This is a genomic window from Chitinophaga agrisoli (assembly GCF_008386695.1).
Lineage (GTDB): Bacteria > Bacteroidota > Bacteroidia > Chitinophagales > Chitinophagaceae > Chitinophaga > Chitinophaga agrisoli.
In genome coordinates this window covers 1,443,942-1,469,626 of the sequence record NZ_VUOC01000004.1, presented here as the reverse complement: position 1 = coordinate 1,469,626, position 25,685 = coordinate 1,443,942, and the positions used below count along the sequence as shown (strand labels likewise).

The following is a 25,685-nucleotide window of genomic DNA, read 5'->3' as shown; positions in this document are numbered from 1 at the left end:
TTGGTTAAATGGATCTATATAACAAAGTTGGGGATCTTTTGCCTGTGGCAGGAGGGGTAATGACGACAAATTAAGGGGCAGGTTGCGACTTACGCATTTTTCTCCTGCCGCCCGGGAGGCTATGCTATTGAAAGAACGGCCGCTTTTGTATCTTTAGGGCTTTGTACCTGCAGCATCGCTTATGAGAAGAACACTACTCCAGTTATTAGCTTTATTATCTGTTACCAGCCTCGTTTTCGGGCAACAAGCGCCACTGTCCGGGATCATCTTTGACGCTAAGACCAAATTCCCGCTTGAAGGGGTGAGCGTGACCGTATTGCCAGCCAATAAATCTACAGCCACTAATGACCATGGCAGGTTCTTCTTTAAGCCGGGCATAACGGTACAGGAGATCAGGGTCTCCGCCATTGGATATGAGAGCCGTACGTTGCCGGCAAGCGAACTGCAGGGTGCGCCGGCCATTTATCTTACGCCCAAACATATAGAGCTTAGCGAAGTAAAGGTATCTGCCAACCCGGCGGACCAATACACGCCTATCAGCAAACTGGATATTAAGATGCGGGGCATTAATAACTCCCAGGAGGTACTGCGGATGGTGCCTGGTCTGTTCATTGGCCAGCATGCGGGAGGGGGTAAAGCGGAGCAGATGTTCCTGCGGGGTTTTGACCTGGACCATGGCACGGATATTAATATTGCGGTGGATGGCATGCCGGTGAACATGGTATCCCATGCGCATGGCCAGGGTTATGCGGACCTGCACTTTCTGATACCGGAGCTCATAGAGAACGTGTACTTTAAAAAAGGCACCTATTACCCGGAAAAAGGTAATTTCACCACCTCCGGTTATGTAGATTTCAAGACCTTTAATGTGCTGCCCAATAACCTGGTAAAGCTGGAGGGCGGTATGTTCAATACCTTCCGCGGCGTGGGCATGGTAAACCTGCTGGGGGAAAAGGCAAGGGCCAAACAGCAGTCTGCCTTTATTGCTACGGAGTACATGTATACAGACGGTTATTTTGATCATCCGCAGGATTTTAACCGTTTTAACCTGTTTGGTAAATACTATGGCCAGCTGAATGCCAGCAATGTGCTTAACTTCAGCGCATCTACCTTTTACAGTAAATGGGATGCCTCCGGCCAGATCCCTGACCGGGCAGTGGAGAAGGGGCTTATCCCTTATTTTGGGGCCATTGATCCTAATGAGGGAGGCGTTACTTCCCGTAGCAATGTAAATGCACAGTTAACCACTGCCCTGCGTAATGGGGATGTGCTGAAAAACCAGTTGTATTTCTCGCATTATAATTTTGAACTGTATTCAGACTTCACCTTTTTTAAAGAAGACCCGGTAAACGGGGACCAGATCCGGCAAAAAGAACATCGCAACCTGTTTGGCTATAATGGCAGTTACTCGAAGCTTAGCTTCCTGGGAAATACCCGTTTAACTTCAGAAGCGGGCGCAAATGTACGGCTGGACAGGACCAACAATACGGAATTGTCCCGTACTAAGGACCGCGATGTTACTACGGATCCGCTCCAGCTGGGGGATATAGCGGAGTCTAACCTGGCAGGATACATTAATGAGACATTTAAGTTTTCTGAGCGCTTTACCATTAATACCGGTGTGCGGTACGATTATTTCTTTGACCGGTATAGGGATAAGCTGCGGGCGGATACCGTGGGTAAGGCCCGTGCCGGCATTGTAAGCCCTAAACTGAATTTCTATTATCACCTCAATGATAAGACACAATTTTACCTGACCACCGGCAGGGGGTTCCACTCTAATGACACGCGCGTAGTGGTACCGCAGAATGGGTTGCAGATACTGCCTGCGGCTTACGGGGCAGACCTTGGAACGGTGCTGAAGCCTTTCCGCAGCCTGCTGTTGAACGCCGCGGTCTGGTACCTGTGGCTGGACCAGGAGTTTGTATACGTAGGTGATGAGGGCGTGGTAGAGCCCAGCGGTAAAAGCCGCCGCCTGGGCTTTGATATATCTGCCCGCTATCAGCCTATTCAATGGCTGTATTTTGATGTGGACCTTAATTACTCCAACGGCCGTGCGGCGGGCGCTCCAAAAGGGGAGAACTACCTGCCGCTGGCGCCCGTGCTTACCAGCATTGGCGGGCTAACCGTTAAGACAAAACCCGGTATTAATGCCAGCCTGCGGTACCGCTATATGGGCAACCGTCCTGCCAATGAAGACAATACTGTAGTGGCCAAAGGGTATTTTGTTACAGACGCTTTTATAAACTTTGTAAGGCCCCGTTATGAGCTGGGCCTTTCTGTCCAGAACCTGTTTGATGTTAAATGGAAGGAAACGCAGTTTGATACGGAGAGCCGGCTGCTGAATGAGCCTACGCCGGTGTCAGAGATCCATTTTACGCCGGGTACGCCATGCTATCTGAAGCTAAGCGCCAGCTACCTGTTTTAACCAGGTATTTATGATATAAAAAAGGCCGGTGCTCGCGCCGGCCTTTCCAGTCTGTGTACAGATAATTATTTCTTATGCGGGAACAGGTAACCTACACTTACACCCAGGTAATGATTCTTTTGTGTTTCATTCGGGTAAGGGCTGGTGTTGGTTAAGCCCAGGCTGTAGTTAATACTGAACAGCAAGCCCATTTTAAGCTCGTAACCTGCCATAAAGTTGGCGCCTGCATCAAAAGGTTTTACGTACGCTGCAGAAGAGCTGTCTTCCGGGGTGCTCTTAAATTTCACATCTACCTCTACTTCGCCGGCGCCAAGGGGATTATCAGCCTTTACTTTACCGGTAATGCCATAACCCAGGTAGGGGCCAAAGCCAAAGAATAATTTGCCGGGGCCCAGTGGCTGCTTATACAGGAAATTAACAGGCAGTTCCAGGTAGCCAAGCCGTATTTTGGCAGTAATGGTCAGCGGCAAACCAGTGTTTGGGTTAAAAGCCTGCTGTGGTGAATTAGTGCCTTTGGCGCTGTAAAACAAGCCAGGCTGCAGGTAAAAATTGTCTGCCAGGCCAATATCCGCAATCACACCCGCATGAAAAGCAGGGATGATATTGCTTTCTGCCTTTACAGCGGCCTGGCCGCTGATCTGCGTTTTGGAACTCATAGAGGCAGCGCTGAAACCTGCTTTAATGCCGAAGGATACCTGGGCAAAGGAATAGAGTCCACAGGAAAGTGCGGCGGTCAACAAAAGAAAATGCTTTTTCATTTCTGTTAGGTATAGTTTATCTACAAATATAGCGGATAGCCATATATGTGAATGTTAAAAAAAATAGCCGGGTAGACCCGGCTATTTATATGGTATACAGCTGCATACCGGTATATATAGAATGGCGGTTATTTGCCGTTGAAAGCGTCCCGTACGATGTTTATATCCAGCTTTCTCATCTTCATCATGGCATTCATTGCCCGGCCGGCTTTTTCGCGGTCCGCATCGCCAAACATTTCCACCAGCCCATCGGGAACGATCTGCCAGGAAACGCCGTATTTATCTACCAGCCAGCCGCACATGCTTTCCTCGCCGCCGTTGGTGGTGAGCTTTTCCCAGAGATCGTTTACTTCTTCCTGGGTCTTACATTTTACGAAAAAGGAGATGGCAGGGGTAAATTCGTATGTTGGCCCTATATTCAGGATAATGAACTCCAGGTCTTCCAGCTGGAAGGTGAAGCCCATAGGACTGCCGTCGGGGCCAGGCATCCCGCTCACTATTTTGGAGTTCTTAAATACGGAGGTGTAAAACTTAGCGGCTTCCTCTGCTTTGCCGATCAATAATAAGAAGGGTGAGATCTTTGACATATAATCTGTTTTTAGGTTTTGTGTTTCTGTTTTGTATACAGCAAACTTACAGCGGCGATCTTGTTTGCACCGGGTATAAAAGCGACATTTTAGCGGGGAGATCACGTCAGGGGGATCATGATAAAATATGCTTTATTTATTATCTTTCGGTATCAACTCACAATAACATGAACAAATCGAACAGACGTAAATTCCTGGGTACCGCTGCCGCTCTTTGCGCAGGTACTGCGGCTGCTGCCGCTATGCCGCTGGCCCCCGCAGATAAAAAATACCCGGTGGTGCACCATGTCTTCTTCTGGCTTAAGAACCCGGACTCCAAAGAAGACCGTGATAAGCTGATTGCCGGCGTAAAGACCCTGGCCAAAATAGAGACCGTGCGTGAGCTGCGGGTAGGGGTAGTAGCCCAAACGGAAAAACGGGATGTGGTAGATCAGAGCTGGGCCGTATCAGAGCTGATGTTCTTTAGCGACCTGGCAGGCCAGGCTACTTACCAGACGCACCCCATACACCTGGAGTTTATCAAGAACTGCGGCCACCTGTGGGAAAAAGTAATTGTATATGATGCTGTAGAGGCCTGAGTTCAGGCCCCCAGCCCGGCGGGAAAGCGATCGCCTATGAGCTGCAGCTGCAGGTTATGTTCCAGGTAGGCCTTCAGGCCAGCCAGCACCAGGGCAAAACCTTCCGTAGCATCCCGTATATAGGCGATCAGTTTTTCCGTATCTCCCTTTAGCTGGTCGTTCACTACGCTTACAAAAGTGGTATCGCCTTCCATGGGTGTAAAGGTCCAGGTAACCTGGGTACGATCAGGCTCAGCGCCCCATTCTATCACGATCCGCTTTTGCGGCTCCACTGCTTTTACCAGGATGTTGTCCGTGTGATCATACATTTCCCAGGTCCACTGTAGCTGCTTGCCAGGCTCCAGTTTGCCGGAGCTTTTAGTGAACCAGAATTTCGTGGTTATCTCCGGGTTTATAAATGCGTCAAATACTTCTGCCAAGGGTTTACGGATCAGCATTTCTGCTTTAGCGAAGTGTGTTTCCATGATGTGCTGTTTTAGAGTAAGTGATGGGTAACTGAATGGTTATAAATATAGGGAATGTTGAGAATATCACCAGCTGGCGAAGAATATACTGGCGCCTTCAATGAAGTTATCGATGAATTGGGCAGGGAAATGTTTGATCAGTTCCGGGCGGTTTTTATTATCAAGATCCAGATAGGTAGCGGCTTTCAGTACATCTTCCTTTTTGAAGTAGTTTTTACAGTTAATAAAATCTTCATAGAACGCAGGGATCATGCCTTTACGCTGGTAGCCCATCGACTTAAAATAAAGCACCCGCTCTGTCTGGTAGGAGATAGGATAGGAGAGCATTTGGATATATAGTTTTTCTTCGCCTGAAGCTGGCGTACGCACTTCTACAACTGAATGTGACTTATTCGCCACCGGTAAACAATATAAAGTCTCCAGATGCGCTATCTTTTCTCCAAGCTGGTCCATCAGGCCGGTGAGAACAGCAGTATACTGTTCCCGTCCTTCCCCAACCGGTCCATATTTTGCAAGTTTAAGCTCGTCAGAGAAGATATAGATAGTAAATACTTTTTCCACCTCAGTTATCTCTGTGATCAGGTGATGGTGCCGTTCCTGTAGCGCCGGGCACTCCTCCAGCTCGTCCAGTGTAAAATATTCCTGGTATTCTTTTTCTTTGGCGGACGGTATAACGTGCCATAGATCCAATCCCATAAGTGTAGATTATAACAGCGTGCTAGTTATAGATTTTTCCGCTATTTGTTTTACCGCCAACGTTACTTAATTTCATGCAAAATTTTAATTATATAATTATACGGCAATCTCCAACCCTGCCGTAGAAATGGCTTTATCCTATGCAAAAACTCAAGAGCGCGCTGCTATTCAGCGCATTATTCCTGCTGGCAGCCTGCGGCAAAAAAGACGACGCCAGCCCGGATGGCGATGGCAACGGTAACGGTAACGGCAATACTGAAACCGTAGGCAAAAAAGGCGCGGACTTCAACACCACCAGTACCGATGTAGGGCTCTGGTACAACAATATTAAGCTGTTAAAAAGCCATTGGTTCTATACCTGGGGCAACCAGATACCTTTTGACCAGGCGCCCAGCAACTGCGAATTTGTATCTATGTTCTGGGGCAAGGCAGATGTAAACGTCAATAATATCAATGCCGTAAAACAACGTAAGGCGGAAGGAAAAGTAAAATACATCCTGGGCTTTAACGAGCCTGACCTGGGAGATCAATCCAAAATGACGGTTGATGAGGCGCTGGCCTTATGGCCTCAGCTGGAAAGCATTGGCCTGCCCCTGGGCACGCCTGCCACCTCATGGCCTACGGTGCAGTGGCTTACGGACTTTATGACAAAGGCCAAAGCGCAGAACCGCCGGGTAGACTTTATCTGTGTGCACATGTATGTAGGCCTGGATGATGTACATTTTGTGCAGACCCTGCAAGACCTGTACAACAAATACCAGCTGCCCATCTGGATCACGGAGTTCGCCACCTGTCAGAACGACGCCAAGACCATATCGGATAATCCATACAGCCCGGAAGAAGTGCTGGGCTTTATGCAAAAGCTGCTGCCACAATTGGAGGCGCTGCCTTTTGTACACCGTTATTCCTGGTTTTCCGGCAATCCCACCAGCGCCCGCTTATATTCTTCTGCGCTGGTAGACGCCCAGGGCAAGCTGACCACACTGGGACAATGGTATGCCAATTTTAAGCCCAATGACCAGGTAGGCAGGTAGTACATTCATTAGATATTTTAATAAATAGTTAAGCCGCATATATCACTGGATATGTGCGGCTTATTTGTTTATTGAGTAATTTGTGACGCCATGGAAAAGATATTTACCCCGATGCCGGTAGCCATACACAGGCGGCTGCCGTTGGCCGCCAACCCGGTAGGCATTGTACCGCTGCCTGATGGTGGTTATTTGCTGAATTTTACCAGTCAGCCGGATGTTGTAAAACTAAATGCCGAGTTACAGGAAGTATGGCGTAAGGACCTGCAGGCCCAAACCATCGACTATGTACCCTGCGTAATGACCGCCAGCCGTGACGGTAACTGGTTTGCGCTTTCGGGGTATACGGATGTGCGCATCTTTGACGCCAACGGAAGCCTGTTGCGCAGTTTTGCGCACGAGCCCTGGGGGCATTTCCAGGGATCCTCCTGTCATTTCTCTGCCGACGGACAGTTTATCTGGCTGATATCGCCGGATGAAAATGATGTGCTGTACGTGATCCGCCTGGATGATTTTTCCGTAGCGGCCACCTATGTGATGGAAGATGACGGCGCGTATAATTACACATTTCACGATACGCCGGACAATAACCAGTTGCTGATATCCGCTGCCGCGGGCCAGGACGAGGCGTTGTTATACCTGGCAGAGCTGCAGGACGAACGGATCGTGCTAACAGAGCTGGCCCAATGCCGCGACCGGATCTTTGGCAGTTTCTCGCCAGACGGGCAGGAGTTTGTAACCGCGCCGCATTATGATGAAGGCATGGAACTGTTCTCTTTCCCGGGTATTGACCGTATTGCCCTGCTGGAGCAGGCGGCACTGTTTGAAGGGCGGGATGAATATCCCAGCGAGGAAGATGAGGACAGCCTGGATTATACCGTATTACATGCCAGCAATGATACCCTGCTTGCCTTTACCCGTTTTGGCCGCATACTGCTTATAGACAGACAAACCCTGGCCTGTACCGGAGAGTTAACGCCAGAAGGTTGCGCCATCCAGGCATATGATCTGCATGGCAGGCCTACCACGGATCCGGCGGCTATTATTGATTACGCCGGGGAGATCGTGACGGTACGTTGCAACGGTCAGCGGCAGCTGCTCATCACGCATAACACAGGAGAACTGCGGCTGTATAATCTGCCGGAGGAATTATAACAGTGGATCAATATCAATAAATATTACTGATCAGCACTTCTGACACCTGGAATATACGGTCCAGCACTACGGCCGTAACACCCGCAGCCACTACGGTAATGATCTCGAAGGTGAGTGTCTTAACAATAGTTTTATCGCTGATGGTGCGCCAGATAATGGGCAGGTTTACAATGGTGCTGGCCAGGGAAGATAGTACCGCCACGCTGCCGGCAACGGCGGCTGTGATCTTGTCATGGCTGGCCATGGTAGCTGCGGCGGCAGTGGTGCTGGCGCTGCTTACCAATCCCCCAAAAAATCCGGTGGCTAAGATACCATAACTGCCAAAGATCCTGGTAAGCAGGGTACCGCCTATCTGCACAATAATAAACAGCAAACCAAAGGACAATACTTTCTTTAGCGAAATGGGAGAATCCAGCGCCAGGGAAATGGACGCGTCTTCTGTGGTAGTATCTTTTTTAAAATTGTCCCGCCATATCCAGAAACCCGCTACCAATGACATAACAAGTATGGGCAATAATGCCGCTGCCAGTGATTTTTCTGAGAACAATAGTATAAGCAGCAGGTTACGGGCAAACATGGCTTCTGTAGTGAGGAGGCTAAGCGTTTTTATCTTACCGGCCTGCCCGGTAGCCTGCGCCCTGGCGCCCAGCTCCGCTACTGTAGCGCTGCTGTTCACCAGCCCGCCAAAGATAGCGCTCAGGTAAAGGCCTTTTGTGCTGAACATACGCAGCAGCACATAGTTGGCAAAGCCAATGCCTGCAATGGCAATAATCCCCAGCCACGCGTCGTTGGGGTTAAAGAGCTGCCAGGGATCTATGTACTTATCCGGAATAAGGGGATAGATCACGAAACCTATCAATCCCAGCAGTATGGCGCTTCTGATCTCAGAAGGCTGCAGGCCGCCGGCAAAGCGGTTCAGCTCTTCTTTCCATGCCAGCAGCATGGTCATTACAATGGCGCCGGCAACGGGCGTAAAGATATGTCCCAGGCCTACCAGTACCCCCAGCAGGTAATTGGCTATTAAAGCCGCTGAGGTGGTGATCTCCGTAGTGCGGTCCATCATCAGGCTGCGTACATTGGAAATGACCACCAGCAGGAAAACGCCCACGAGGCAGGCAATAATGAAATTTTCGCCTATTACGGCGGCCAGCATTCCCAGTAACGCCACAATGGAAAAAGTACGTATACCCGTTTCCTTATGCGACCACATCCTTTCCATGCCTACCAGCATACCAATACCAATGGCCACTGCCATCTTAATGGCAATAGGCCCCGTAGCGTAGTGTAAAAACTTTGGATCCATTAACCAGCTTACAGTTGTGTTGTCATCAATTCTTTTAAAGATAATGAATCGATAACAAAACTTATTTCGCAAAAGCCGGGAACTGCTCAATATTACGGGTAAACGCGCATTTATGCTCTTTACTCTCGTGCGACGCCCATACCGCCATTTCATACAGCACAGGTTTTAGCCGTAGCGCGGATGCGCTGAGGCTGTACGTGACATGTGGCGGCACTACCGGCATGGCGGTGCGTACCAGCAGGTTATCCGCTTCCAGCTGTTTCAGCTGCTGGATCAATACTTTCTCTGTAATATCCGGTATAGCCTTCCGCAATTCGCTGTACCGTTTAGCGCCTGACAACATCTGGAAAAGGATAATGGGTTTCCAGTATCCGCCTATCTTTTCCATTACATATGTAATGGGGCATTCTGCAAATGCGGCCTTCTTGTTAGCCTGTATCGTTGAGCTTTCTTTCACCTTTACCATAGAAGCCTACTTTAGGGTAAGTACTTGTACAAAAGTAAGTACAAATCTAGTTTTGTGCACAACAAAATAAACAGGCATTTATGAGTAACATCACCATCACAGGATCATTAGGCAATATCGGCCAAAGACTTACCAGATCATTAGTAGCAAAGGGACACCGCGTAACGGTGATCAGCAGTCAGCCGGAGCGCGCGGCAGCCATTGAGGCGTTACAGGCTATACCGGCTATTGGCACGGTAACGGACAGGGATTTTCTGCAGCGTGCGTTCAAAGATGCAGACGCGGTATATACCATGATACCGCCGGACTTTACCGCTACGGATATACGCGCCTACATAAAAGGAGTAGGAGAGGGTTATGCCGCCGCTATTGCACAAACCGGCGTAAAACATGTGGTGAACCTGAGCGCTATTGGCTCGCACCGGGCAGACGGTCCCGGGCCTACCGGCGCTAACCATCATGTAGAGCAGCAATTGAACGCGCTGCCGGATACGCATGTGCTGCACCTGCGGCCGGGTATGTTCTATACCAATTTCCTGGGCAGTATACCGCTTATACGGTATCAGCAGCTGATAGGGAGCAATTACGATGCAACGGCGAATATTGTGCTCTCTCATCCGGAGGATATTGCGGCGGCTGCTTTTGAAGCCCTGGATACGCGGGCGTTCATTGGCAAACAGGTGCAATATATAGCGGGCGATGAGCAGAATGGCGGCGCCATAGCCCGGATCCTGGGCGAGGCCGTAGGGCTGCCCAACCTGACCTGGACGGCTTTCCCGGACGAGGCAATGCTACAGGCCTTGTTACAGACCGGCATGAGCGAGCAAATGGCCCGGGTGTATATTATTGAAATAGGGATAGCCATCAGGAACGGGGATCTGATCGATGATTACCGGTTGCACCAGGGACAGGCGAGCGGTAAGATCACACTGGCAGATTTTGCCAGGGAGTTTGCCGCGGTGTATACGGCAAGCGCCAGTTAAGATCCTGCTCTGCAGGATAGCCGATTTTTATCCTTCGGGTAGGGAATCAGCTGCTGTTTCAGGAAGGCTTACATTGATAGTATTTTACCTTATTTTACTAAACGTTTACCAGGCCTTTTCGTAGGTCTTAGGTAGCAATAAGGTTGCTTGGGGCTTTTTAGGCAAAATACTATCAGTATAGGCCTTCCTGCCTATCAGATACGATAATAAAGAGGTGTGGGATGGGGGTTTAAAATTACCTTAAAAATACGGTTATTCCGGGAAACCCGGCCCGCTGTTCCGTAACTTTAAGTATGATGAAACATGTTTCTATCCTGGTACCGGAAGGCGAGGGCAGCCTGATTGATGTTATAGGCGCATACAAGGCATTCAGAAGGGTGAACCAATACCTGGAAGATAACGATCAGGACCCTATGTTCACCGTGCAGCTGGTAGGCGCTTCCAGGAACATGAGCATAGAGGGCGGCCTGTTTTCCGTGCACCCGCATTTACGCCTGGAGGAAGTAGAACGTACGGACCTGATCATCATCCCCGCCATTAGCTGGAACTTTTCCGCTTCGCTGGCCCGCAACCAGGCGCTGCTGCCCTGGATCGTGCAACAGTACCGGCAGGGCGCAGAGGTAGCCAGCATGTGTATTGGCGGTTTTCTGCTGGCGGCTACCGGTTTATTGAACGGCAAAAGCTGCTCCACGCACTGGATGGCGGCAGATGTATTCCGCCGGATGTTCCCGGAGGTGAACCTGGTGGTGGAGAAAGTGATCACGGACGAGCAGGGTATTTATACCAATGGTGGCGCATTCTCCTTTGTGAACCTGCTCTTGTACCTGATAGAGAAGTATTGCGGCCGCAAAACAGCTATCTATTGCTCCAAAGTGTTTGAGGTGGATATTGACCGCAATTGCCAGTCGCCTTTTACTATGTTCTCCGGTTTAAAGGATCACCAGGATGAGGAGATAAAACGCGCCCAGCTGTTTATTGAGAATAATGTTGACAAGAAGATCTCCATTGGCCAGCTGGCTACCCAGTTTGGTATAGGCCGGCGCAATTTTGACCGGCGTTTTATAAAAGCTACCCATAATACGCCCGCGGAGTACCTGCAGCGGGTAAAAATAGAAGCCGCCAAAAAGATGCTGGAAACCAGCCGTAAGACCGTGAACGAGGTCATGTACGAGGTTGGTTATATTGATCTGAAGGCTTTCCGCGAGGTATTTAAACGTATTACCGGGTTATCGCCACTGGAATACCGTAATAAGTATAATAAGGAGGCGGTGGTATTATAACCATTTATGTCCTTACTCTGTACGCAGGCTCTTCATCGGGTTGGCCAGCGCGGTCCGCATGGTTTGCAGGATAATGAGCACGGTTGTTACCAGCGCCAGCAACAGCATGGTGACCAGGAAAGGCTGAGCGGACAGATTGATCCGGTATACATAATCATTGAGCCATTGCTGCATGATCAAATACCCCAGCGGACAGGCAATCATCCCCGCAATCACTATGACAGACAGGAACTCTTTCAGGAACAGCGCTACAATGCCGCTGATAGATGATCCCAGCACTTTACGGATACCTATCTCTTTCGTGCGTTTTTGAATGCTCAGGGAGATCATGCCCATTACGCCCAGCAATACAATGATGAGGGAAAGCGCGGTAGCGGTATAGGAGGCCTGTTTAAGCTGCAGCTCTGACTGATACAGGCGTTCCAGGGTCTCGTCCATGAACCTGTATTCAAAAGCAGCGCCGGGCATGAGGGTATTCCACTCCTTTTGCAGGGCATTTACGGCTGCGCTCATATTACCGGGTTTGAGCTTAAAGGAAAGGTATCGGAAGGTATTGGAAAGGCGGGTATGCATAAATGTGATGGGCTGTACCGCCTGCTGCATGGAGCCAAAGTGGAAGTCTTTGGTAACGCCGGCAATGGTGAACAGCATTTGTACATTCACGATCTTTACCTGGCTGCCTACGGCATCCTGGGGATATTTCCAGCCCATGGCCCTGGCCTGTGTTTCATTGATCACGAGCCGGGAGGAATCGCGGAAAGCCCCTTCCCGGTTAAAGAACTCGCCGGCCGCCATAGGAATGCCGTAAGCGGAAGCATAGTATTCATCCGCGTACAGGTTATAGGTGGTAACGGCCGTAGTGGAATCTGCCCCGGCGCGGTACAAGGCAAAGCTGCCCGCGTTGTTGCCATCCGGTACTTCGTAAGAGAGGGTGGCCTGCTGTACCTGGGGCAAAGCGGCAAACTGCCTGCGAATGCCTTCCATACGGGCCACGCCGGTGGGTGTCCAGTCGCGGGGCACCTGCGCGGACACTACATAATCCTTATTGTAGCCCAGGTCCCGGCTAAAGAACAAATGCACCTGCTTTGAGATCACAAAGGCGCCTATAAGCACAATGGCGGCAGTAATGAACTGGAATACCAGCAGGGATCTGCGTAGCAGTACATTTTCCTTTACGGTCGTCAGTTTACCCTTCAGGGAATCGATGGAGCCCAGGGAAGAAAGCACAAAAGCCGGGTACAGGCCAGCGGCCAGCCCGGTTATCAGTATCAGTATAAAAGGACAGGCAATAAAATACGGCGGCAGCTCCGTAATACCCGGTACGGTTTTGCCCAGTATGCCGGCAAGCAGGGGCCGGGCGCAAAGGTACAGCATCATGGCAATACCGGTGGCCACGCTTACCAGGATCACCGACTCTGCCAGGAATTGCCCCACCAGCTGTTTACGTAAGCCGCCCAGTACCTTGCGGATGCCTATCTCCTTCATGCGGGAAGCAGACCTGCTAATGGACATATTGATGAAATTAATCACGGCCATGAGCAGGATGAACAGCGCAATAGCGGATAAAATAAAGAGCATGCGCTTTACCAGACCGTTATTGGCCTCCAGGTAATAGTCGCGGAGGGATACCAGTTGTGGCGTAAAATTAGCCGCTACGTCTGGCGGAATATTTTGTTTTATAAGCTGCTGCATGGGCTTGTTGAGCGCTGCAGGGCTTACGCCGGCCGCCAGCTCCACAAAACCCACTATATACGTATTGTTCCAATTGTCGATCTGCCTGCCAAAGAAGGAAGCCGCGCTTAACGGGAAGAAAAATTCGTTATCTGAGTGCTGCGAAAGGTTGGTGATGGAATTGGGGGCCGGTTGCTCCATTACGGCAGAAACGGTGAAGGCCTGTTTGGTGCCGGAGAAACTTTCTACGGTAAGGGTTTGCCCCGTTACATCTGTGCTGCCAAAATACTTCATGGCCTTGCCTGCGGTGATCACGACCGCGTCCGGATTATTGAGGGCAGTGTTCACATCGCCGTGCAGTACTTTAAAGCCGTACATCTTTAACAGGGTGCTATCGCCCAGCTGCAGCCCTTCGCGGAAGTGTTTTTCGTCTTTTGAAACAGTGCTGGTAATGCCATCAAAGCGGTAGTAGTTGGTCACCAGGCTGGGGTATCCCTCTTTTAGGGCCTTGGGGAGGCCGCCGAAGGTGGCCAGTTCATAGCCCATATTAGGATCTTTCCATTTACTGAGGATGATGTACTGGCGGTCTGCATGCCGGAGGCGGGCATTCACCTGCAGTTCCTTCCATACATAGGCCATGATCAGCATGGTGAATGCGATACCGGTAGAAAGGCCAATGATATTGAGCAGAGAATAAAAGCGTTGTTTAATAATATTGCGCCAGGCAATTTTAATGTAATTCCGGAACATATGGTGCAGTAGGGAAATTGATCTGCCAGGGAAACACAAACAGGATGCCGCATTTGATGTGATTGATAATGATATATTTATGCCTTTAGCGTTTGATGAAATGTCCGCTTTTGAGACAGCGTACGTCCGTTTGCGGATAAGTGTCGTCCGGAAATAGCTATACATTAGATCGAGCCATTATAGCCCGCCCTTCCGGCCTGCCAGGCAGGCGTTATTCCAGCCCCCTGTACCTGTACAGCCTGCTACTGGCGGGGCCTTGCGGGTGATAATGGCGGTTCTGCAAGGGATTTATGTTATCTTCGGGTAAGCAATAGGTATTTACACCCCCAACTTTAAAGGAAAACGACTGGCTGTTCCGTCCCCACGACACTAACAAAACCGGCCGTATGAAAAGAACACTACAGGTTTTAGATTTTCTCCTGCCCGTTTTACTATCCTGCCACGGTAATTATAAAACCCCTACCAACAACGCCATCAGCGCTATGGAGCTGAAAAGGGGCAAGATCATCCTTTGCGGCCCGGAAGAGCAGCAGTTGGGCGATGTGGCCTTTACCACCAGCTGTTCCGGCAAAGTGCAGAAGGATTTTAATACGGGTATTTCGCTCCTGCACTCCTTTGAATACGATGAGGCAGAGAAGGCGTTTGCCAAGGTGATCGATGAGGATCCGGGTTGCGCTATTGCTTACTGGGGCGTGGCCATGTGCAATTATCATCCGCTGTGGGCGCCGCCTACGCCACGGGAGCTGGAAAAAGGCGCGCGGGTGATGGCCGTGGCGGAATCGCTGAAGAAACGATCCGAGCGGGAGACGGACTATATAGCCGCACTGGCGCCGTTTTACCATAACTGGCGCACCACCACCCATGCGGACCGCTGCGCTGATTTTGAAAAGGGGATGGAGCGGTTGCACGCCAAATACCCGGATGATCAGGAAGCGGCTATATTTTATGCGCTTGCACTCAACGGGGCAGCAGATCCTGCAGATAAGACCTTCGCCAAACAAAAGAAAGCCGGGGAGATCTTAACGGCGTTATCCGCCAGCTTACCCAACCATCCCGGTATTACCCATTATATTATCCATAGTTACGATTATCCGGAACTGGCGGAGCTGGCTTTGCCGGCGGCGCGCAGGTATGCCTCCATTGCGCCCTCCTCTGCCCATGCGCAGCATATGCCTTCGCATATCTTTACGCGGCTGGGGCTTTGGCAGGAGTGCGCAAATGCCAACCTGATAGCGACTGTTGCAGCCAGGTGTTATGCGGAGAATACCGGTATAAAAGGCCATTGGGATGAGGAGCTGCATAGCATGGACTACCTGGTGTATGCTTACCTGCAACAGGGGCAGAATGCAAAGGCCCGGGAGCAATATGATTATCTTAACACCATACAGGAAGTGCACCCAGTGAATTTTAAGGTGGCGTATGCTTTTGCAGCCATTCCCGCGCGGTATTTACTGGAGAACAGGTTGTGGCAGGATGCGGCGGCCCTGCGCCCCCACCAGGCCAACCTGCCGTGGGAGCAGTACCCCTGGCAAAAGGCCATCATACATTTTACCCGGTTAATGGGCGCTGCACACACCGGCGCCCTGGTAGCCGCCAGGATAGAGCTGGATACCCTTAACCAGCTGCATGATGCGCTGGCCGCCCAACAGGATGTATATAAGGCGAACCAGGTAGATATACAGCGAAAAACAGGCGCCGCCTGGATCCTGCTCAAGGAAGGGAAAAGGGACAGCGCCCTGCTGCTCATGCATGCTGCCGCCAATATGGAGGATAATACCCAGAAACATCCTGTAACGCCGGGCGAGGTATTACCTGCCCGGGAGCTGCTGGGCGATATGTTACTGCAGCTAAGCCGCCCGGAAGAAGCCCTGGCCGCCTATGAGGAAGACCTGAAGCAGCATGTGAACCGCTTTAATGGCCTTTATGGGGCAGCGCAGGCAGCGGAGCAATGTCATAAAAAGGATAAAGCGGCTGCCTATTACCGGCAGCTGGTAAAGATCAGCAGTACCGGAGACGCATCGCGCCCGGAGCTGACGCTGGCAGGGGATTTTCTGAAAGGAAAAGGGAATTGATGGGCTGATGAAATGCCACGGGAACGGGGCTATCCCCAAAGGCTGATTAACAAAAAAGGCTGACCGGTCATTTGCCGGTCAGCCTTTTTTTACGCATATAGTGCGGTTAAAAATTAGGATCGAAATTGAAATAGATAGGGTTGGATAATCCCACCATATTACCGCTCAGCGACGCGGAAAGCGGTACCTGCGGATAATCCGTACGGGGACCTTCTACGGTAACACGGTAGTAGCTGCGGTGCATTTCCGCAGGCGTATCCGTAAACTCCACTACAGGTTTTTTACCGCTCATCTGGTAGGTGTTGAACGGGTTACCGTTCTTTACCACATTTACGGTATAGGTGCTATCCGCCACGGTTTTGCCGCTCAGCTGTACACGGAATTTCACGGGCTGGCCATTGGATTTTACGTTATCTCCCATCATCATATCCATTTTACCATCCTGGTTCAGGTCGGCATAAAATTCAACACGTGGTGCGTACGGGTTGGCGCTTACTGATACGCGGCCGTTGGTGAGGGCGTCTACTATTGCCTGGGTGCTGCGGCTGGTGGCAAATACCCAGGTGGTGGGCGTGCCTACATAGTTATATTGTGCCTGGGGACTGTTCTTGGTGGCTTTGTCCGGTGTTTCCGGTACGCCATGGTGGGCATCGCTACCGCCTCTGCCGGTCATTTTGCGGCCAGAGGAGAGCATATCGTCCCATATCATGATGGTATTGGCATTTTTAGACCACATAGCGGAGTTCCATACTTCCATGGATTGTACAATATCATAAGAGTATCCGAAATGGTCTTTAGGGCCGGCAGGATGGTTGGCAGAGAGATGTATATCCAGCTGTTTCTTTACAGCGCCTATCACTACATCGCGCTGGTCGCGCACATCGTACAGGCGTTGGTGATCATAGGGGCGGGCAGAGAAAACATTGCCATGGCCACGTACGGTGGTCCATTCTGCGCCGTACAGCAGTAGTACGCTATCTGATGATTTAAATTCCGGGTCAGCCCAGGTATTGTGCGCCACATCACCCTCTACATGGTTATCATGATCTGTGATAGCGATATAGTCTATACCTACCGCTTTACAGAATGCGATCATCTTGGAAATAGGATTGTTGGAAGATTCCTTGCTATGGCGGGAGTGCAGGTGCAGGTCCCCTTTCAGCCACACGCCTTTATTAAGGTCGGCCACGGGCGGGATCACCACATCTGTAGGCGCCCAGGGGCTGATATGGGTGGTCTGGCCCAGGGCATGGCTGCTGAAACCAGCGGCCAGTACTGCCAGCGTAAGCGTGCGCATAAAACTCGTTCTCATAAATGTGCTTGGTTATTAATGTCCGGAGGTGATACGTTTCACAGCCCCCGAACCCCCAGTGGCGGATATTAAAAAATTGTTAAGACCGCTGTGCAGGGGCTAAAAAGATCCGGGTCAGGAAATGGCTGTTTCATGTGCTGATTGGTCTGTTTAAGGTAGTTATTCATTGGCCGCCGGCAGCGCTGAAAATACTTTTGACCTGTAAACCTTACTACTTAAAAATTACTACCATGATGACACACAACAAAACGGAAAAAGCTTTTAGATGTCTCTTTTTTGCCTGCGCATTTGTACTTAGTATCATCGCCTGTAAAAAGGAAGATGAAATGCCGGTCACCGGTACAGACCCGGTAGCGGTTGACTATCACCAGGACGCCGCTACGCAGTTTGTAGAGGCGGATGGCGCTAAATATGCCTACCGCGTATTAGGCGATAAGGGCGGTATTCCTTTGGTGCTGGTGTCCCCTTTGGCCGGCGGCCTGGATGACTGGGACCCGGCTATCACCAATGGCCTGGCGCAACAATACAAGGTGGTGATATTTGATAACAAGGGCGTAGGTTCCTCCACGGGTAAAACGCCGTCCACTATCGCGGAAATGGCCAAAGACGCTGTCACCTTTATTAAAGCGATGGGCTACCCGAAAGTGAATTTAATGGGCTTTTCCATGGGTGGTTTTGTTACCCAACAGATCGTGTTGACGGAGCCAGCGTTGGTGAACAAGATCATCCTTACGGGAACAGGGCCTAAAGGGGCAGAAGGGCTTTCCAAACTACCGGAACTGTTAGCTGCCACCGCGGGACTGAGTAAGGATGAATCATTCCTGCGCTTTGGATTTACAGATTCTGATGCCAGCAGGAACGCTGGTAAAGCGGCGTTGGCGAGGGTAAATAAACGCACTGTTAACCGGGATGTGCCTTTGAGCCAGGAGGCCAGCACGGCGGAGCTGACCGCAGTATTAGCCTGGGCGCAGCCTTACCCGGAAGCGTTGAACGAGCTGAAGGCCGTTACGCAGCCAGCGCTGATCGTGGATGGTGATATGGATCTGCCGGTGCCGGTGATCAATTCCGTTAATATGTCTAAAAGCATTACCCATTCACAGCTGGTCGTATTTCCGGACGCGGGGCATGCATCCTTTATGCAGAACCCTGATAAGTTTGTGCAGTATGCGCTTGATTTCTTAGGTAAATAGTTGGTAACGGAACAAAAGGAGGGGCGTACGTAGCCTCTCCTTTTTCGAGTATCATCACGGCAATTTTCTTTCTACATAAGGTATACTGTGCAGCGTTTCTATAGTGATGCCTGCGCGCTGCATGGCTTCAAACAAGGCTTCCCGGAGCTCTTTAAATGTAGCCGGTAAGTTATCAGGGTTGGTGAGCTCCGCGGCAAGCCAGGTTAAGGATGGCTTCTTTTGCCAGTCTTCATGCACATAGCCGAACCGGAAAAACTGCCAGAGCCCGAATATATCGCCGTCATTAAAAAGCGGTACCAGATCGCCGGTAAGCAGTTTGTTCACCTGGTGCTGGGCTACTTTTCCTTCTGCGCACTCTTTTACCATTGCCTTCAGGATCGTGGGCGCCATATCCCGCGTATAGGAAGGATGTTGCAGCAGGTGTATGAGGTCAAACATATCCTTGAAGCGCGGCCTTACGATTGTTTGATGCAGTTTCCAGGATATCTGCAAGGGTAGGGGAACCGCATGGGAGACAATGAATGGATCTCCCGTTAATGGCTGGTAGGTGATTGGAACGGGGTTCATTTCTACCGGTACGTTATAGGAGATATCTACTTCACCCATGTAGATCTTCTTGCCTCCCATGAGGCCGTAATAACTGGTGGAGATCGTTGGCTTGTCCCATGACATGGAATAATCCACCGCTTCCCAGATCATCTTTTTGTCCTGAAAATCCAGCTGAAGCGCGATGTTTTCTGTTCCCGGTACTACCAGGCCGGCGATAGTTTCAATCCAGCGGCTAAAGATCTCCGTTGCTTTTTCCACGTCATCAATACGGCCGCCGGTGTATACCCAGTCCAGGTCATAGGGAAAACGGTCTTCCGGGTTAGCGAAATACTGGCGGGTCACAAAACTCCCCTTTAGCATAAAGGGTTGCTGCAAGGCTACCGCGCGGCGGATAAAGGCTTCATTGACCAGCATCCTTTCCCGGTTCTCTTCCCGCAGTTCGGCCAGCAAAAGCGGGCGCAACGCTTCCATTTCATCTTTATTCATAGGTGTATTTTTTCAGGACAACCAGCCGTTGTCCAGTATGATATTGTTATCGTAAATACAGTATTCCGCCTGCTGTTTGAGGATAGGCCAGCCGCCCTGTTCCAGTTTTGTAGCCAATAGCTGCAGGCGCGCTTCAAATACCTGGCGGGAGGCAAATTCCCGGAGGGTCACAAAGCGGGTACCTGCTTCTTTTTTGAGTGCGTTTAAGGACAGGTGCACCTGGTGTGCTGTGCATAGGGCCAGCAGGGCTGCGGTGTTGGTAAAGGATACTTTTCCATGCCATTCAAAATAGGGCGTAAAACCAGGTTGTATATCCGTCCAGCCATCTGCATCAAAAGCAGGGATCTCTATCTTAAGGCGTTTTAAATGGAAATTATTTGCCTGTAAGGATCGGGATAAGGTCTCCGCGGTGGCTACTGCCACCTGCAGGGAAGAGGCGTATATCACCTTGTTGAGCATAGGTTGATGGATATACTGTCCACGGGCCAGTTCTATCAGCATGGGCTTTGCATCCAGCTGTGCACAGCGGCTGGCGAAGGCGGCTGTTGCGTGTGCCGGCAGGTCATGGATGGTCAGGTGTAATTCAAAAGCGGTGTGTGGTGCAATAGGCATCACAGGCATAGGATTTTGATCTGATGCGCAAGATAAGGATATTAATCATATTGGATAGCCGCCACCGTTATGGGCGGCGGTAGATGATCTTTCCCTTGGCGATGGTATAAGCCACTTTTGCAAAGTTTTGGCTATCCAGGGCGGGATCAGCGCTGAGCAATACAATATCAGCATCCAGGCCGGGCGCTATGCGGCCGGTGGTTTTATCCAGGCCGTATTTTTTTGCGGGAGCGGTAGTGAGCGACTGGAGGATGCCGCGGAAATCCAGCCCCGCCCTGCTCATCATGGCAAATTCGCCTTCTGTGCTGTAGTCTGTGATATAACCTACATCTGTTCCAAACAGGATGGTACCGCCGGCTTTGGCAAAGGCGCCCAGTTGTTGCAGGGTAGTAGTGATGAGGGGATTGTTGGCAGTGTCAACCTTCATCCTGAGCAGTTCCCAGGGGAAAAGTTTCATGGTAGGTATCAATGCAATATTAGCCTTCAGCAAGGCCTTAATGGTAGCTGGCGGCCAGTCATGATGCTCGTCTGGCGCGGTGTGCGCCAAAACATCCACGCCGCTGGCAATGGCTACTGCCACGCCGGTATCTGAAGTGGGATGGGCAAATACCGGCAGGTGATGCTCATGGGCAACACGGATGGCCGCTTTGGCCACGGCTATTTGCATGGGCACTACCATCCGTCCGTTAGGGGAGGCGGACCAGATCTTGATGCCCTGGGCGCCGGCGCTGATCTGCTCTTCCACATAGCGGGCGGCTGATGCAGGATCACCTATCTCCGGCAGCTTCAATGGCTTTATATAAAACGGGCTGCCGTTCAGCGGGGTAAAAGGAATGCCCACCGCACGGATGGCCGGGCCAGGTACCTCGCCTTTATCAATACGGGCGCGTAGCGCTTTCAGGTTGTCAAAGTTAAACTCCGCCAGGTCAAAAATATGGGTAAAGCCCCTGCTGTTCAACATATCATCCAGTTGGGCGGTGAGCCGCGCCCCCGGGATCGTATCGGCGCCCATCCATTTAGGCTCGATAAGATGCACATGGCTATTCCAATAGCCCGCTGTGAGGAACATACCATGGGCGTCGATAAGGGGGATACCGGGCGGAATGGTTACCGCACCGCTTTTACCTACCTGCGCTATTTTACCGTTACGCACAACCACCACGGCGTTGGCAAGCGGTTGGGATTGCGGGCTGGCGTATACTACGGCGCCGCTGATAACAAGGTCCTGGGCCATGGATGGCAGGGTGAAAAGCAACAGTACGGCGAATAAGATCTTACCCATATTGGAGGCGGTGTTATTGGTGGAATGGGTTGTAATTTAAATAATTTTTAGCCGTACCTGCTTTAATAGCAGCCCCGATGGTTGAAGAAAATATATAAATTATATAAAAAAAACTACCGGAATAGCCCCCCAATTGGCGTAAATTGAGAGAACGAAACGTTCAACCCAATAGCTACAAAATCCAGTTTTATGGAAAGCATCTTCTCAGACTTTTGGCTGTACTGATAGCGTGATCCCGGCAACGATGAAAGTTTATTTTAAAAATCTGGATGGCCTTAGATTTATTGCGGCCTTCCTTGTATTGATCCATCATGCTGAATTCTTCAAGCAGAATGCGGTGGAGGGTGTGTCTGCTGTTTATTATGAGTACACAAAACAATTTGGGCTGCTGGGGGTAAACCTGTTCTTTGTACTGAGCGGGTTCCTTATCTCTTACCTGTTAATGGAAGAACAGCGGCGGACCAGCACCATTGACATCAGGAACTTTTACATACGCCGTATCCTCCGTATCTGGCCGCTGTATTTTTTTTACGGGCTTTCTGTTACCCTGCTTTTTCCTGTTGTACCCGGCTGGCTGGGTATACATAACCAGGCGCCGGATTGGCAGATGACCCTCATTAACCTGCTGTTCCTGGTATTATTTGCGGTGAATATGCAACTTGCGTTCTTTAAATATAACGAAGGGATAGCAGAGATTACCTGGTCTGTATGTATGGAAGAGCAGTTTTACCTGGGATGGCCCTGGCTCATACGGCGTTACAATAAAAGGATCCTGCAGTTATTTGGTATACTGGTAGCCGTTAGTATGCTTACCAAAACACTGTTCTTTGTATTGATGGCGCAGGGGTATATTACGGAGCACCGGATGAAGCTCATCAACTATGTGTTTATCCTGAACGGCCTAGAGCTATTTGGAATGGGAATGCTGGGCGCCTGGTTCTTTTTTAACCGGGGGCGGTACAAGATGATCTATGAGCGGTTATTCCATAAGGCGGCGCAATGGATAATGTGGACGGTGGCCCTACTGTTTGCAATGAATATATTTCCGTTGCCGGCAACTTTCCGCTACTTCTTTGGTCATGGGCTGGCGGCGGCACTGTTCTGTTACATCATACTGGCTGCGGTTGCTGAGCGGTCTGTTGTTAATTTTGAGCAGCCCCTGCTGAGGATGTTGGGGAAAATATCCTATGGTATCTACCTGTATCATACGGTGGTGTGCCAGCTAACGATCCTGTTGTTTGTAAGGGTGTTGAAGGCCCCGGCGGGTTCTTTTATAGTGTATGATGTTATATATCCGCTTACCTGCCTGTTATTTACGGCGGTGATCTCTTATGCTTCTTATCAATTGCTGGAAAAACGTTTCCTTGAGATCAAACAAAAGATCAGCGTGATCAAAACCAGGATATAAGCCGCTGCCCCGGGGCCTGTTACTAAAACAAGGGATCATGCTTCTATCTGTTGTAAGGAGCTACTGCTATAAGTAAACCTATATAGTATAAGAGATTGTATATTTATTGCGAGTAATGAAACTGTTTGTCACAGGTAGAGAACCCAGTTACCCTGACCAATCTTTATTTTATCATCAAACCACCTCTTCATCATGAAAAAAGTCTACCACTTTTTTATTTTCCTGTTATGCGGGCTGTCGTCCTATGCCCAGGTTGACAATAACCCCTATTTGACGGAATATTATACAGCGGAAAACGGGTCTACCCTAAAAGATCTGAAGGGCCACCGGCTGTTGACCCTAAAGGACACTACCTACTACATTGTGGATCTGCAGCAGCATACCAGTACGGCTATTCCCCTGGGGCAGTTGCTGGGCGTAGCCCCCTACAAAGTCAGTAATGCCCAGTTAACGCCTTCCGGGGCAATATTTAGCGTGGCAACGGAGGCTGGCGGGCTATATGAATGGCGGCAGGGCGTATTAAGTTTGCTGGATGACCGCGGCTTTGCAGTAAGAACAGCGGGCAACTACCTGGCCTGGGTCAGGAGCGCGCCAACACCTTCAACACCTTCCATCGTGATAAGGGATTCCTTATACCTTAAAGACCTTGCCACGCAACAGGTGACGCTGGTGGAAGACAGTGTAGCCTCGGACATAGCCTTATCTAAAGAGGGAATGCTGTTGTATGATAAGGTTGAGCTGAATTCAACGCAAATAACATATGCCTACCAGGGTGGGGTAAAAACGATCATGACAGATGGCGCAGGAACCCCTGTTAACATGGAAAGGCCAAAGGCAGATAATGGAAAGGTACTTTATACAGCGCGAAGTATGGCGGGTACCTGGCTGGCATTTAATGATGGGACCAGGGTGGATACGCTGGCCTATTTGGGTGAGTACGAATTCCCGGTTATTGATGATGAGCTGAGTATCAACGGCGGATACGCGGCATATGTGACCAGGCAGGATGGAGAGGCATCTGCAAAAAGCTGGACCTACGTAAGAGACTCCATTGGTAACGAGCGCCTGGCCTTTTCTGAAGAAGGAGGCCGCTGGGATGACTACGTCCAGACCTCGATCCTGGGCCTGTCGCCCAATGGCGATATAATGGTGCGTAAGGACAGGCTGCCTACCGGCATGTATTATTGTCCGCGTGTTGGTAATAAGCGGCTTATTACAACCTCCTACGATCGCGTTTTCTTTGAGGAGGATACCTGGTTTATGAGCCTGCGCAATGTGCTGTATAAGATGAACCCGGATACTACGTTGGTGATGAATGTGCAGCCGTTTGACAAAAGCGGGTTTATGGGCAGCTCCATGCAATTCAGCGCGGATGATTTTATCCAGCATTTCTCCGGCCCGGTAAGCGGCCCGGGACAGCTGGGCAAAGTAAAGATCAGTTCCCAGCCCAGGTATGGCAAGTTAACCGTAAATGGGCAGGTGGTTTATTGGGAAAGGAGCAATGAAATAACCCGTGATGAGCTGAACAACATGAAATATACGCCCAACCCCGGCATTGTAGGCGTGGATACGCTGCAATGGCAGGGCTTTAATGGGGTTACTTATTCTTATGATACTGCTGTAGCCCTGCATGTATACCCGGTACTCGATGCACAGCCTTTACTGCGCACGCTGAAAACGCAGTACAGCACAGCCGGTAATCCCGATACGGTATTGATTGTGAATTACCCACCCAGCCGCTGGCACACGGAGGTAAAAGTGCTGCTGGACAATACCACCCTGCTGCCGCTAACGGAGAAAGGCGCTTTTGTTATTGATCCGGCCGGTCTAACACCAGGCGTACATCAGTTGCAGGTAAGCTTTTCGCATCCGCTGGATTCCATCTCGCTGACCCGCAGTTTTACAGTTACCGCACCGCAGCCGTTGATGGCGCTGTCGCAGCAGAAGATGGGACCTAATGGAGAAGAAGCGCTGCATGCATCGCCTAACCCGTTTGACGGGCAATTTACGGTGGCCGGGTTGCCGGCAGAAGGCACGTTCCTCCTGTCATTATCCGATCAGCAGGGCAGACCCGTATTGATACAGCGGGTGGTAAACCAGTCCAGGGTAGTGTTAACGGTCGATAGGAATGTAGGTAAAGGATTGTATCTGTTGAATATTTATGACGAAACTACCAGCCAGTTAGTAGGCACGCTGAAGTTGCTGCATCTTTAAGGTGTAGCATAAGGACAAAGCCGCATAGATCATATGGTCTATGCGGCTTTGCTGTTTATTGGCTGCAGCTATGCCTGCTGCTACATGTGTTGATAGCAGTGATTATAACTGCGCGGGAAATAGGGTTAACATTCCGAATAATCCGAAGAAAAAGTGCCGTTTACGGCGTACAGTTTGTCGATCCGGATCTCCGTTTGGTTATCCAGCCGTAACCATTGTTTGCCGTCCCGGTCAAAGATCTCTTCAATAAGACCGTTTGCACGGGTAACGCCATTATCGTCATATAAGATGGCCACTTTTTTCCTTTGCTGGAATAGTTCTGTCACCAGGGGGTAAAAGCTGCCGCCGGTGGGGATGGTCTCTCTGTTGTCCATGGTATTGAAATTATACTGCAAAGGTACGTATCCTGG

Annotated in this window: 22 protein-coding genes; 10 read left to right on the top strand and 12 right to left on the bottom strand. The window is 50.4% G+C overall.

Annotated features, from left to right (window positions below; translation table 11 throughout):
• Window positions 1–181: 181 nt before the first annotated feature.
• On the top strand, window positions 182–2,428 hold the full coding sequence (locus F0L74_RS24885) for a TonB-dependent receptor (RefSeq protein WP_149840619.1): 2,247 nt from the start codon (window positions 182–184) through the stop codon (window positions 2,426–2,428).
• Between the two features lie 65 nt (window positions 2,429–2,493).
• On the opposite strand, the gene F0L74_RS24880 is transcribed toward F0L74_RS24885, so the two are convergent.
• Window positions 2,494–3,186, bottom strand: coding sequence for a porin family protein (locus F0L74_RS24880; protein ID WP_149840618.1), 693 nt, complete (start codon window positions 3,184–3,186; stop codon window positions 2,494–2,496).
• 128 nt (window positions 3,187–3,314) lie between these two features.
• A complete protein-coding gene (locus tag F0L74_RS24875; protein ID WP_149840617.1) occupies window positions 3,315–3,773 on the bottom strand; it encodes a VOC family protein in 459 nt (152 codons plus the stop codon).
• A gap of 167 nt (window positions 3,774–3,940) precedes the next feature.
• Here F0L74_RS24875 and F0L74_RS24870 point away from each other — a divergent pair, with 167 nt between their 5' ends.
• The gene (locus F0L74_RS24870) at window positions 3,941–4,351 is read left to right on the top strand and encodes a Dabb family protein (RefSeq protein WP_149840616.1); all 411 of its coding nucleotides are present in this window, start codon (window positions 3,941–3,943) and stop codon (window positions 4,349–4,351) included.
• 2 nt (window positions 4,352–4,353) lie between these two features.
• Here the strand turns inward: F0L74_RS24870 and F0L74_RS24865 are convergent, their stop codons facing one another.
• Both F0L74_RS24865 and F0L74_RS24860 read right to left on the bottom strand, forming a co-directional pair.
• On the bottom strand, window positions 4,354–4,815 hold the full coding sequence (locus F0L74_RS24865; RefSeq protein ID WP_149840615.1) for an SRPBCC family protein: 462 nt from the start codon (window positions 4,813–4,815) through the stop codon (window positions 4,354–4,356).
• A gap of 66 nt (window positions 4,816–4,881) precedes the next feature.
• A complete protein-coding gene (locus F0L74_RS24860) occupies window positions 4,882–5,511 on the bottom strand; it encodes a hypothetical protein (protein WP_149840614.1) in 630 nt (209 codons plus the stop codon).
• Between the two features lie 140 nt (window positions 5,512–5,651).
• Between F0L74_RS24860 and F0L74_RS24855 the strand changes: the two genes are divergently transcribed.
• Both F0L74_RS24855 and F0L74_RS24850 read left to right on the top strand, forming a co-directional pair.
• A complete protein-coding gene (locus F0L74_RS24855) occupies window positions 5,652–6,545 on the top strand; it encodes a glycosyl hydrolase (protein WP_149840613.1) in 894 nt (297 codons plus the stop codon).
• A gap of 90 nt (window positions 6,546–6,635) precedes the next feature.
• Window positions 6,636–7,697 carry a WD40 repeat domain-containing protein gene (locus F0L74_RS24850; RefSeq protein WP_149840612.1) on the top strand — a complete coding sequence of 354 codons (1,062 nt, stop codon included), beginning with the start codon at window positions 6,636–6,638 and terminating at the stop codon, window positions 7,695–7,697.
• Window positions 7,698–7,710: 13 nt separating this feature from the next.
• Here F0L74_RS24850 and F0L74_RS24845 read toward each other — a convergent pair whose 3' ends face one another.
• Together F0L74_RS24845 and F0L74_RS24840 are read right to left on the bottom strand one after the other, a co-directional pair.
• On the bottom strand, window positions 7,711–9,000 hold the full coding sequence (locus F0L74_RS24845; RefSeq protein ID WP_188316149.1) for an MgtC/SapB family protein: 1,290 nt from the start codon (window positions 8,998–9,000) through the stop codon (window positions 7,711–7,713).
• A gap of 61 nt (window positions 9,001–9,061) precedes the next feature.
• Window positions 9,062–9,466, bottom strand: coding sequence for a winged helix-turn-helix transcriptional regulator (locus tag F0L74_RS24840; RefSeq protein ID WP_149840610.1), 405 nt, complete (start codon window positions 9,464–9,466; stop codon window positions 9,062–9,064).
• A gap of 80 nt (window positions 9,467–9,546) precedes the next feature.
• On the opposite strand from F0L74_RS24840, the gene F0L74_RS24835 reads away from it, so the two are divergent.
• Together F0L74_RS24835 and F0L74_RS24830 are read left to right on the top strand one after the other, a co-directional pair.
• Window positions 9,547–10,449, top strand: coding sequence for an NAD(P)H-binding protein (locus F0L74_RS24835; RefSeq protein WP_149840609.1), 903 nt, complete (start codon window positions 9,547–9,549; stop codon window positions 10,447–10,449).
• A 293-nt stretch (window positions 10,450–10,742) separates the two neighbouring features.
• Window positions 10,743–11,729 carry a GlxA family transcriptional regulator gene (locus F0L74_RS24830; RefSeq protein WP_306462928.1) on the top strand — a complete coding sequence of 329 codons (987 nt, stop codon included), beginning with the start codon at window positions 10,743–10,745 and terminating at the stop codon, window positions 11,727–11,729.
• 12 nt (window positions 11,730–11,741) lie between these two features.
• Here F0L74_RS24830 and F0L74_RS24825 read toward each other — a convergent pair whose 3' ends face one another.
• Window positions 11,742–14,150, bottom strand: coding sequence for an ABC transporter permease (locus tag F0L74_RS24825; protein ID WP_149840608.1), 2,409 nt, complete (start codon window positions 14,148–14,150; stop codon window positions 11,742–11,744).
• 386 nt (window positions 14,151–14,536) lie between these two features.
• On the opposite strand from F0L74_RS24825, the gene F0L74_RS24820 reads away from it, so the two are divergent.
• Window positions 14,537–16,222: a tetratricopeptide repeat protein gene (locus F0L74_RS24820; protein ID WP_149840607.1), complete on the top strand. Its 1,686-nt coding sequence runs from the start codon at window positions 14,537–14,539 to the stop codon at window positions 16,220–16,222.
• A gap of 106 nt (window positions 16,223–16,328) precedes the next feature.
• On the opposite strand, the gene F0L74_RS24815 is transcribed toward F0L74_RS24820, so the two are convergent.
• Window positions 16,329–17,534, bottom strand: a complete 1,206-nt coding sequence (locus F0L74_RS24815; protein WP_149840606.1) for a CehA/McbA family metallohydrolase — start codon at window positions 17,532–17,534, stop codon at window positions 16,329–16,331.
• Between the two features lie 230 nt (window positions 17,535–17,764).
• On the opposite strand from F0L74_RS24815, the gene F0L74_RS24810 reads away from it, so the two are divergent.
• Complete coding sequence (locus tag F0L74_RS24810) at window positions 17,765–18,724, top strand: alpha/beta fold hydrolase (RefSeq protein ID WP_246197808.1); 960 nt, start codon at window positions 17,765–17,767, stop codon at window positions 18,722–18,724.
• A gap of 54 nt (window positions 18,725–18,778) precedes the next feature.
• Here the strand turns inward: F0L74_RS24810 and F0L74_RS24805 are convergent, their stop codons facing one another.
• The 3 genes from F0L74_RS24805 to F0L74_RS24795 form a co-directional block, all read right to left on the bottom strand.
• The gene (locus F0L74_RS24805) at window positions 18,779–19,759 is read right to left on the bottom strand and encodes a nucleotidyl transferase AbiEii/AbiGii toxin family protein (protein ID WP_149840605.1); all 981 of its coding nucleotides are present in this window, start codon (window positions 19,757–19,759) and stop codon (window positions 18,779–18,781) included.
• A gap of 12 nt (window positions 19,760–19,771) precedes the next feature.
• Window positions 19,772–20,371 (bottom strand): hypothetical protein, encoded by a 600-nt coding sequence (locus F0L74_RS24800; protein ID WP_149840604.1) that lies wholly within the window; start codon window positions 20,369–20,371, stop codon window positions 19,772–19,774.
• 67 nt (window positions 20,372–20,438) lie between these two features.
• On the bottom strand, window positions 20,439–21,653 hold the full coding sequence (locus tag F0L74_RS24795) for an amidohydrolase family protein (protein ID WP_149840603.1): 1,215 nt from the start codon (window positions 21,651–21,653) through the stop codon (window positions 20,439–20,441).
• 244 nt (window positions 21,654–21,897) lie between these two features.
• Here F0L74_RS24795 and F0L74_RS24790 point away from each other — a divergent pair, with 244 nt between their 5' ends.
• Both F0L74_RS24790 and F0L74_RS24785 read left to right on the top strand, forming a co-directional pair.
• Window positions 21,898–23,061: an acyltransferase family protein gene (locus F0L74_RS24790; protein WP_149840602.1), complete on the top strand. Its 1,164-nt coding sequence runs from the start codon at window positions 21,898–21,900 to the stop codon at window positions 23,059–23,061.
• A gap of 192 nt (window positions 23,062–23,253) precedes the next feature.
• A complete protein-coding gene (locus F0L74_RS24785; RefSeq protein WP_149840601.1) occupies window positions 23,254–25,275 on the top strand; it encodes a T9SS type A sorting domain-containing protein in 2,022 nt (673 codons plus the stop codon).
• A gap of 125 nt (window positions 25,276–25,400) precedes the next feature.
• Here F0L74_RS24785 and F0L74_RS24780 read toward each other — a convergent pair whose 3' ends face one another.
• Window positions 25,401–25,649 carry a hypothetical protein gene (locus F0L74_RS24780; RefSeq protein ID WP_149840600.1) on the bottom strand — a complete coding sequence of 83 codons (249 nt, stop codon included), beginning with the start codon at window positions 25,647–25,649 and terminating at the stop codon, window positions 25,401–25,403.
• Between the last annotated feature and the right edge of the window lie 36 nt (window positions 25,650–25,685).

Excerpts from the sequence above, each read along its gene's own strand:
- F0L74_RS24885 (WP_149840619.1), top strand. The coding sequence starts at position 182 with ATGAGAAGAACACTACTCCAGTTATTAGCTTTATTATCTGTTACCAGC.
- F0L74_RS24880 (WP_149840618.1), bottom strand. The coding sequence starts at position 3,186 with ATGAAAAAGCATTTTCTTTTGTTGACCGCCGCACTTTCCTGTGGACTC.
- F0L74_RS24875 (WP_149840617.1), bottom strand. The coding sequence starts at position 3,773 with ATGTCAAAGATCTCACCCTTCTTATTATTGATCGGCAAAGCAGAGGAA.
- F0L74_RS24870 (WP_149840616.1), top strand. The coding sequence starts at position 3,941 with ATGAACAAATCGAACAGACGTAAATTCCTGGGTACCGCTGCCGCTCTT.
- F0L74_RS24865 (WP_149840615.1), bottom strand. The coding sequence starts at position 4,815 with ATGGAAACACACTTCGCTAAAGCAGAAATGCTGATCCGTAAACCCTTG.
- F0L74_RS24860 (WP_149840614.1), bottom strand. The coding sequence starts at position 5,511 with ATGGGATTGGATCTATGGCACGTTATACCGTCCGCCAAAGAAAAAGAA.
- F0L74_RS24855 (WP_149840613.1), top strand. The coding sequence starts at position 5,652 with ATGCAAAAACTCAAGAGCGCGCTGCTATTCAGCGCATTATTCCTGCTG.
- F0L74_RS24850 (WP_149840612.1), top strand. The coding sequence starts at position 6,636 with ATGGAAAAGATATTTACCCCGATGCCGGTAGCCATACACAGGCGGCTG.
- F0L74_RS24845 (WP_188316149.1), bottom strand. The coding sequence starts at position 9,000 with ATGGATCCAAAGTTTTTACACTACGCTACGGGGCCTATTGCCATTAAG.
- F0L74_RS24840 (WP_149840610.1), bottom strand. The coding sequence starts at position 9,466 with ATGGTAAAGGTGAAAGAAAGCTCAACGATACAGGCTAACAAGAAGGCC.
- F0L74_RS24835 (WP_149840609.1), top strand. The coding sequence starts at position 9,547 with ATGAGTAACATCACCATCACAGGATCATTAGGCAATATCGGCCAAAGA.
- F0L74_RS24830 (WP_306462928.1), top strand. The coding sequence starts at position 10,743 with ATGATGAAACATGTTTCTATCCTGGTACCGGAAGGCGAGGGCAGCCTG.
- F0L74_RS24825 (WP_149840608.1), bottom strand. The coding sequence starts at position 14,150 with ATGTTCCGGAATTACATTAAAATTGCCTGGCGCAATATTATTAAACAA.
- F0L74_RS24820 (WP_149840607.1), top strand. The coding sequence starts at position 14,537 with ATGAAAAGAACACTACAGGTTTTAGATTTTCTCCTGCCCGTTTTACTA.
- F0L74_RS24815 (WP_149840606.1), bottom strand. The coding sequence starts at position 17,534 with ATGAGAACGAGTTTTATGCGCACGCTTACGCTGGCAGTACTGGCCGCT.
- F0L74_RS24810 (WP_246197808.1), top strand. The coding sequence starts at position 17,765 with ATGATGACACACAACAAAACGGAAAAAGCTTTTAGATGTCTCTTTTTT.
- F0L74_RS24805 (WP_149840605.1), bottom strand. The coding sequence starts at position 19,759 with ATGAATAAAGATGAAATGGAAGCGTTGCGCCCGCTTTTGCTGGCCGAA.
- F0L74_RS24800 (WP_149840604.1), bottom strand. The coding sequence starts at position 20,371 with ATGCCTATTGCACCACACACCGCTTTTGAATTACACCTGACCATCCAT.
- F0L74_RS24795 (WP_149840603.1), bottom strand. The coding sequence starts at position 21,653 with ATGGGTAAGATCTTATTCGCCGTACTGTTGCTTTTCACCCTGCCATCC.
- F0L74_RS24790 (WP_149840602.1), top strand. The coding sequence starts at position 21,898 with ATGAAAGTTTATTTTAAAAATCTGGATGGCCTTAGATTTATTGCGGCC.
- F0L74_RS24785 (WP_149840601.1), top strand. The coding sequence starts at position 23,254 with ATGAAAAAAGTCTACCACTTTTTTATTTTCCTGTTATGCGGGCTGTCG.
- F0L74_RS24780 (WP_149840600.1), bottom strand. The coding sequence starts at position 25,649 with ATGGACAACAGAGAGACCATCCCCACCGGCGGCAGCTTTTACCCCCTG.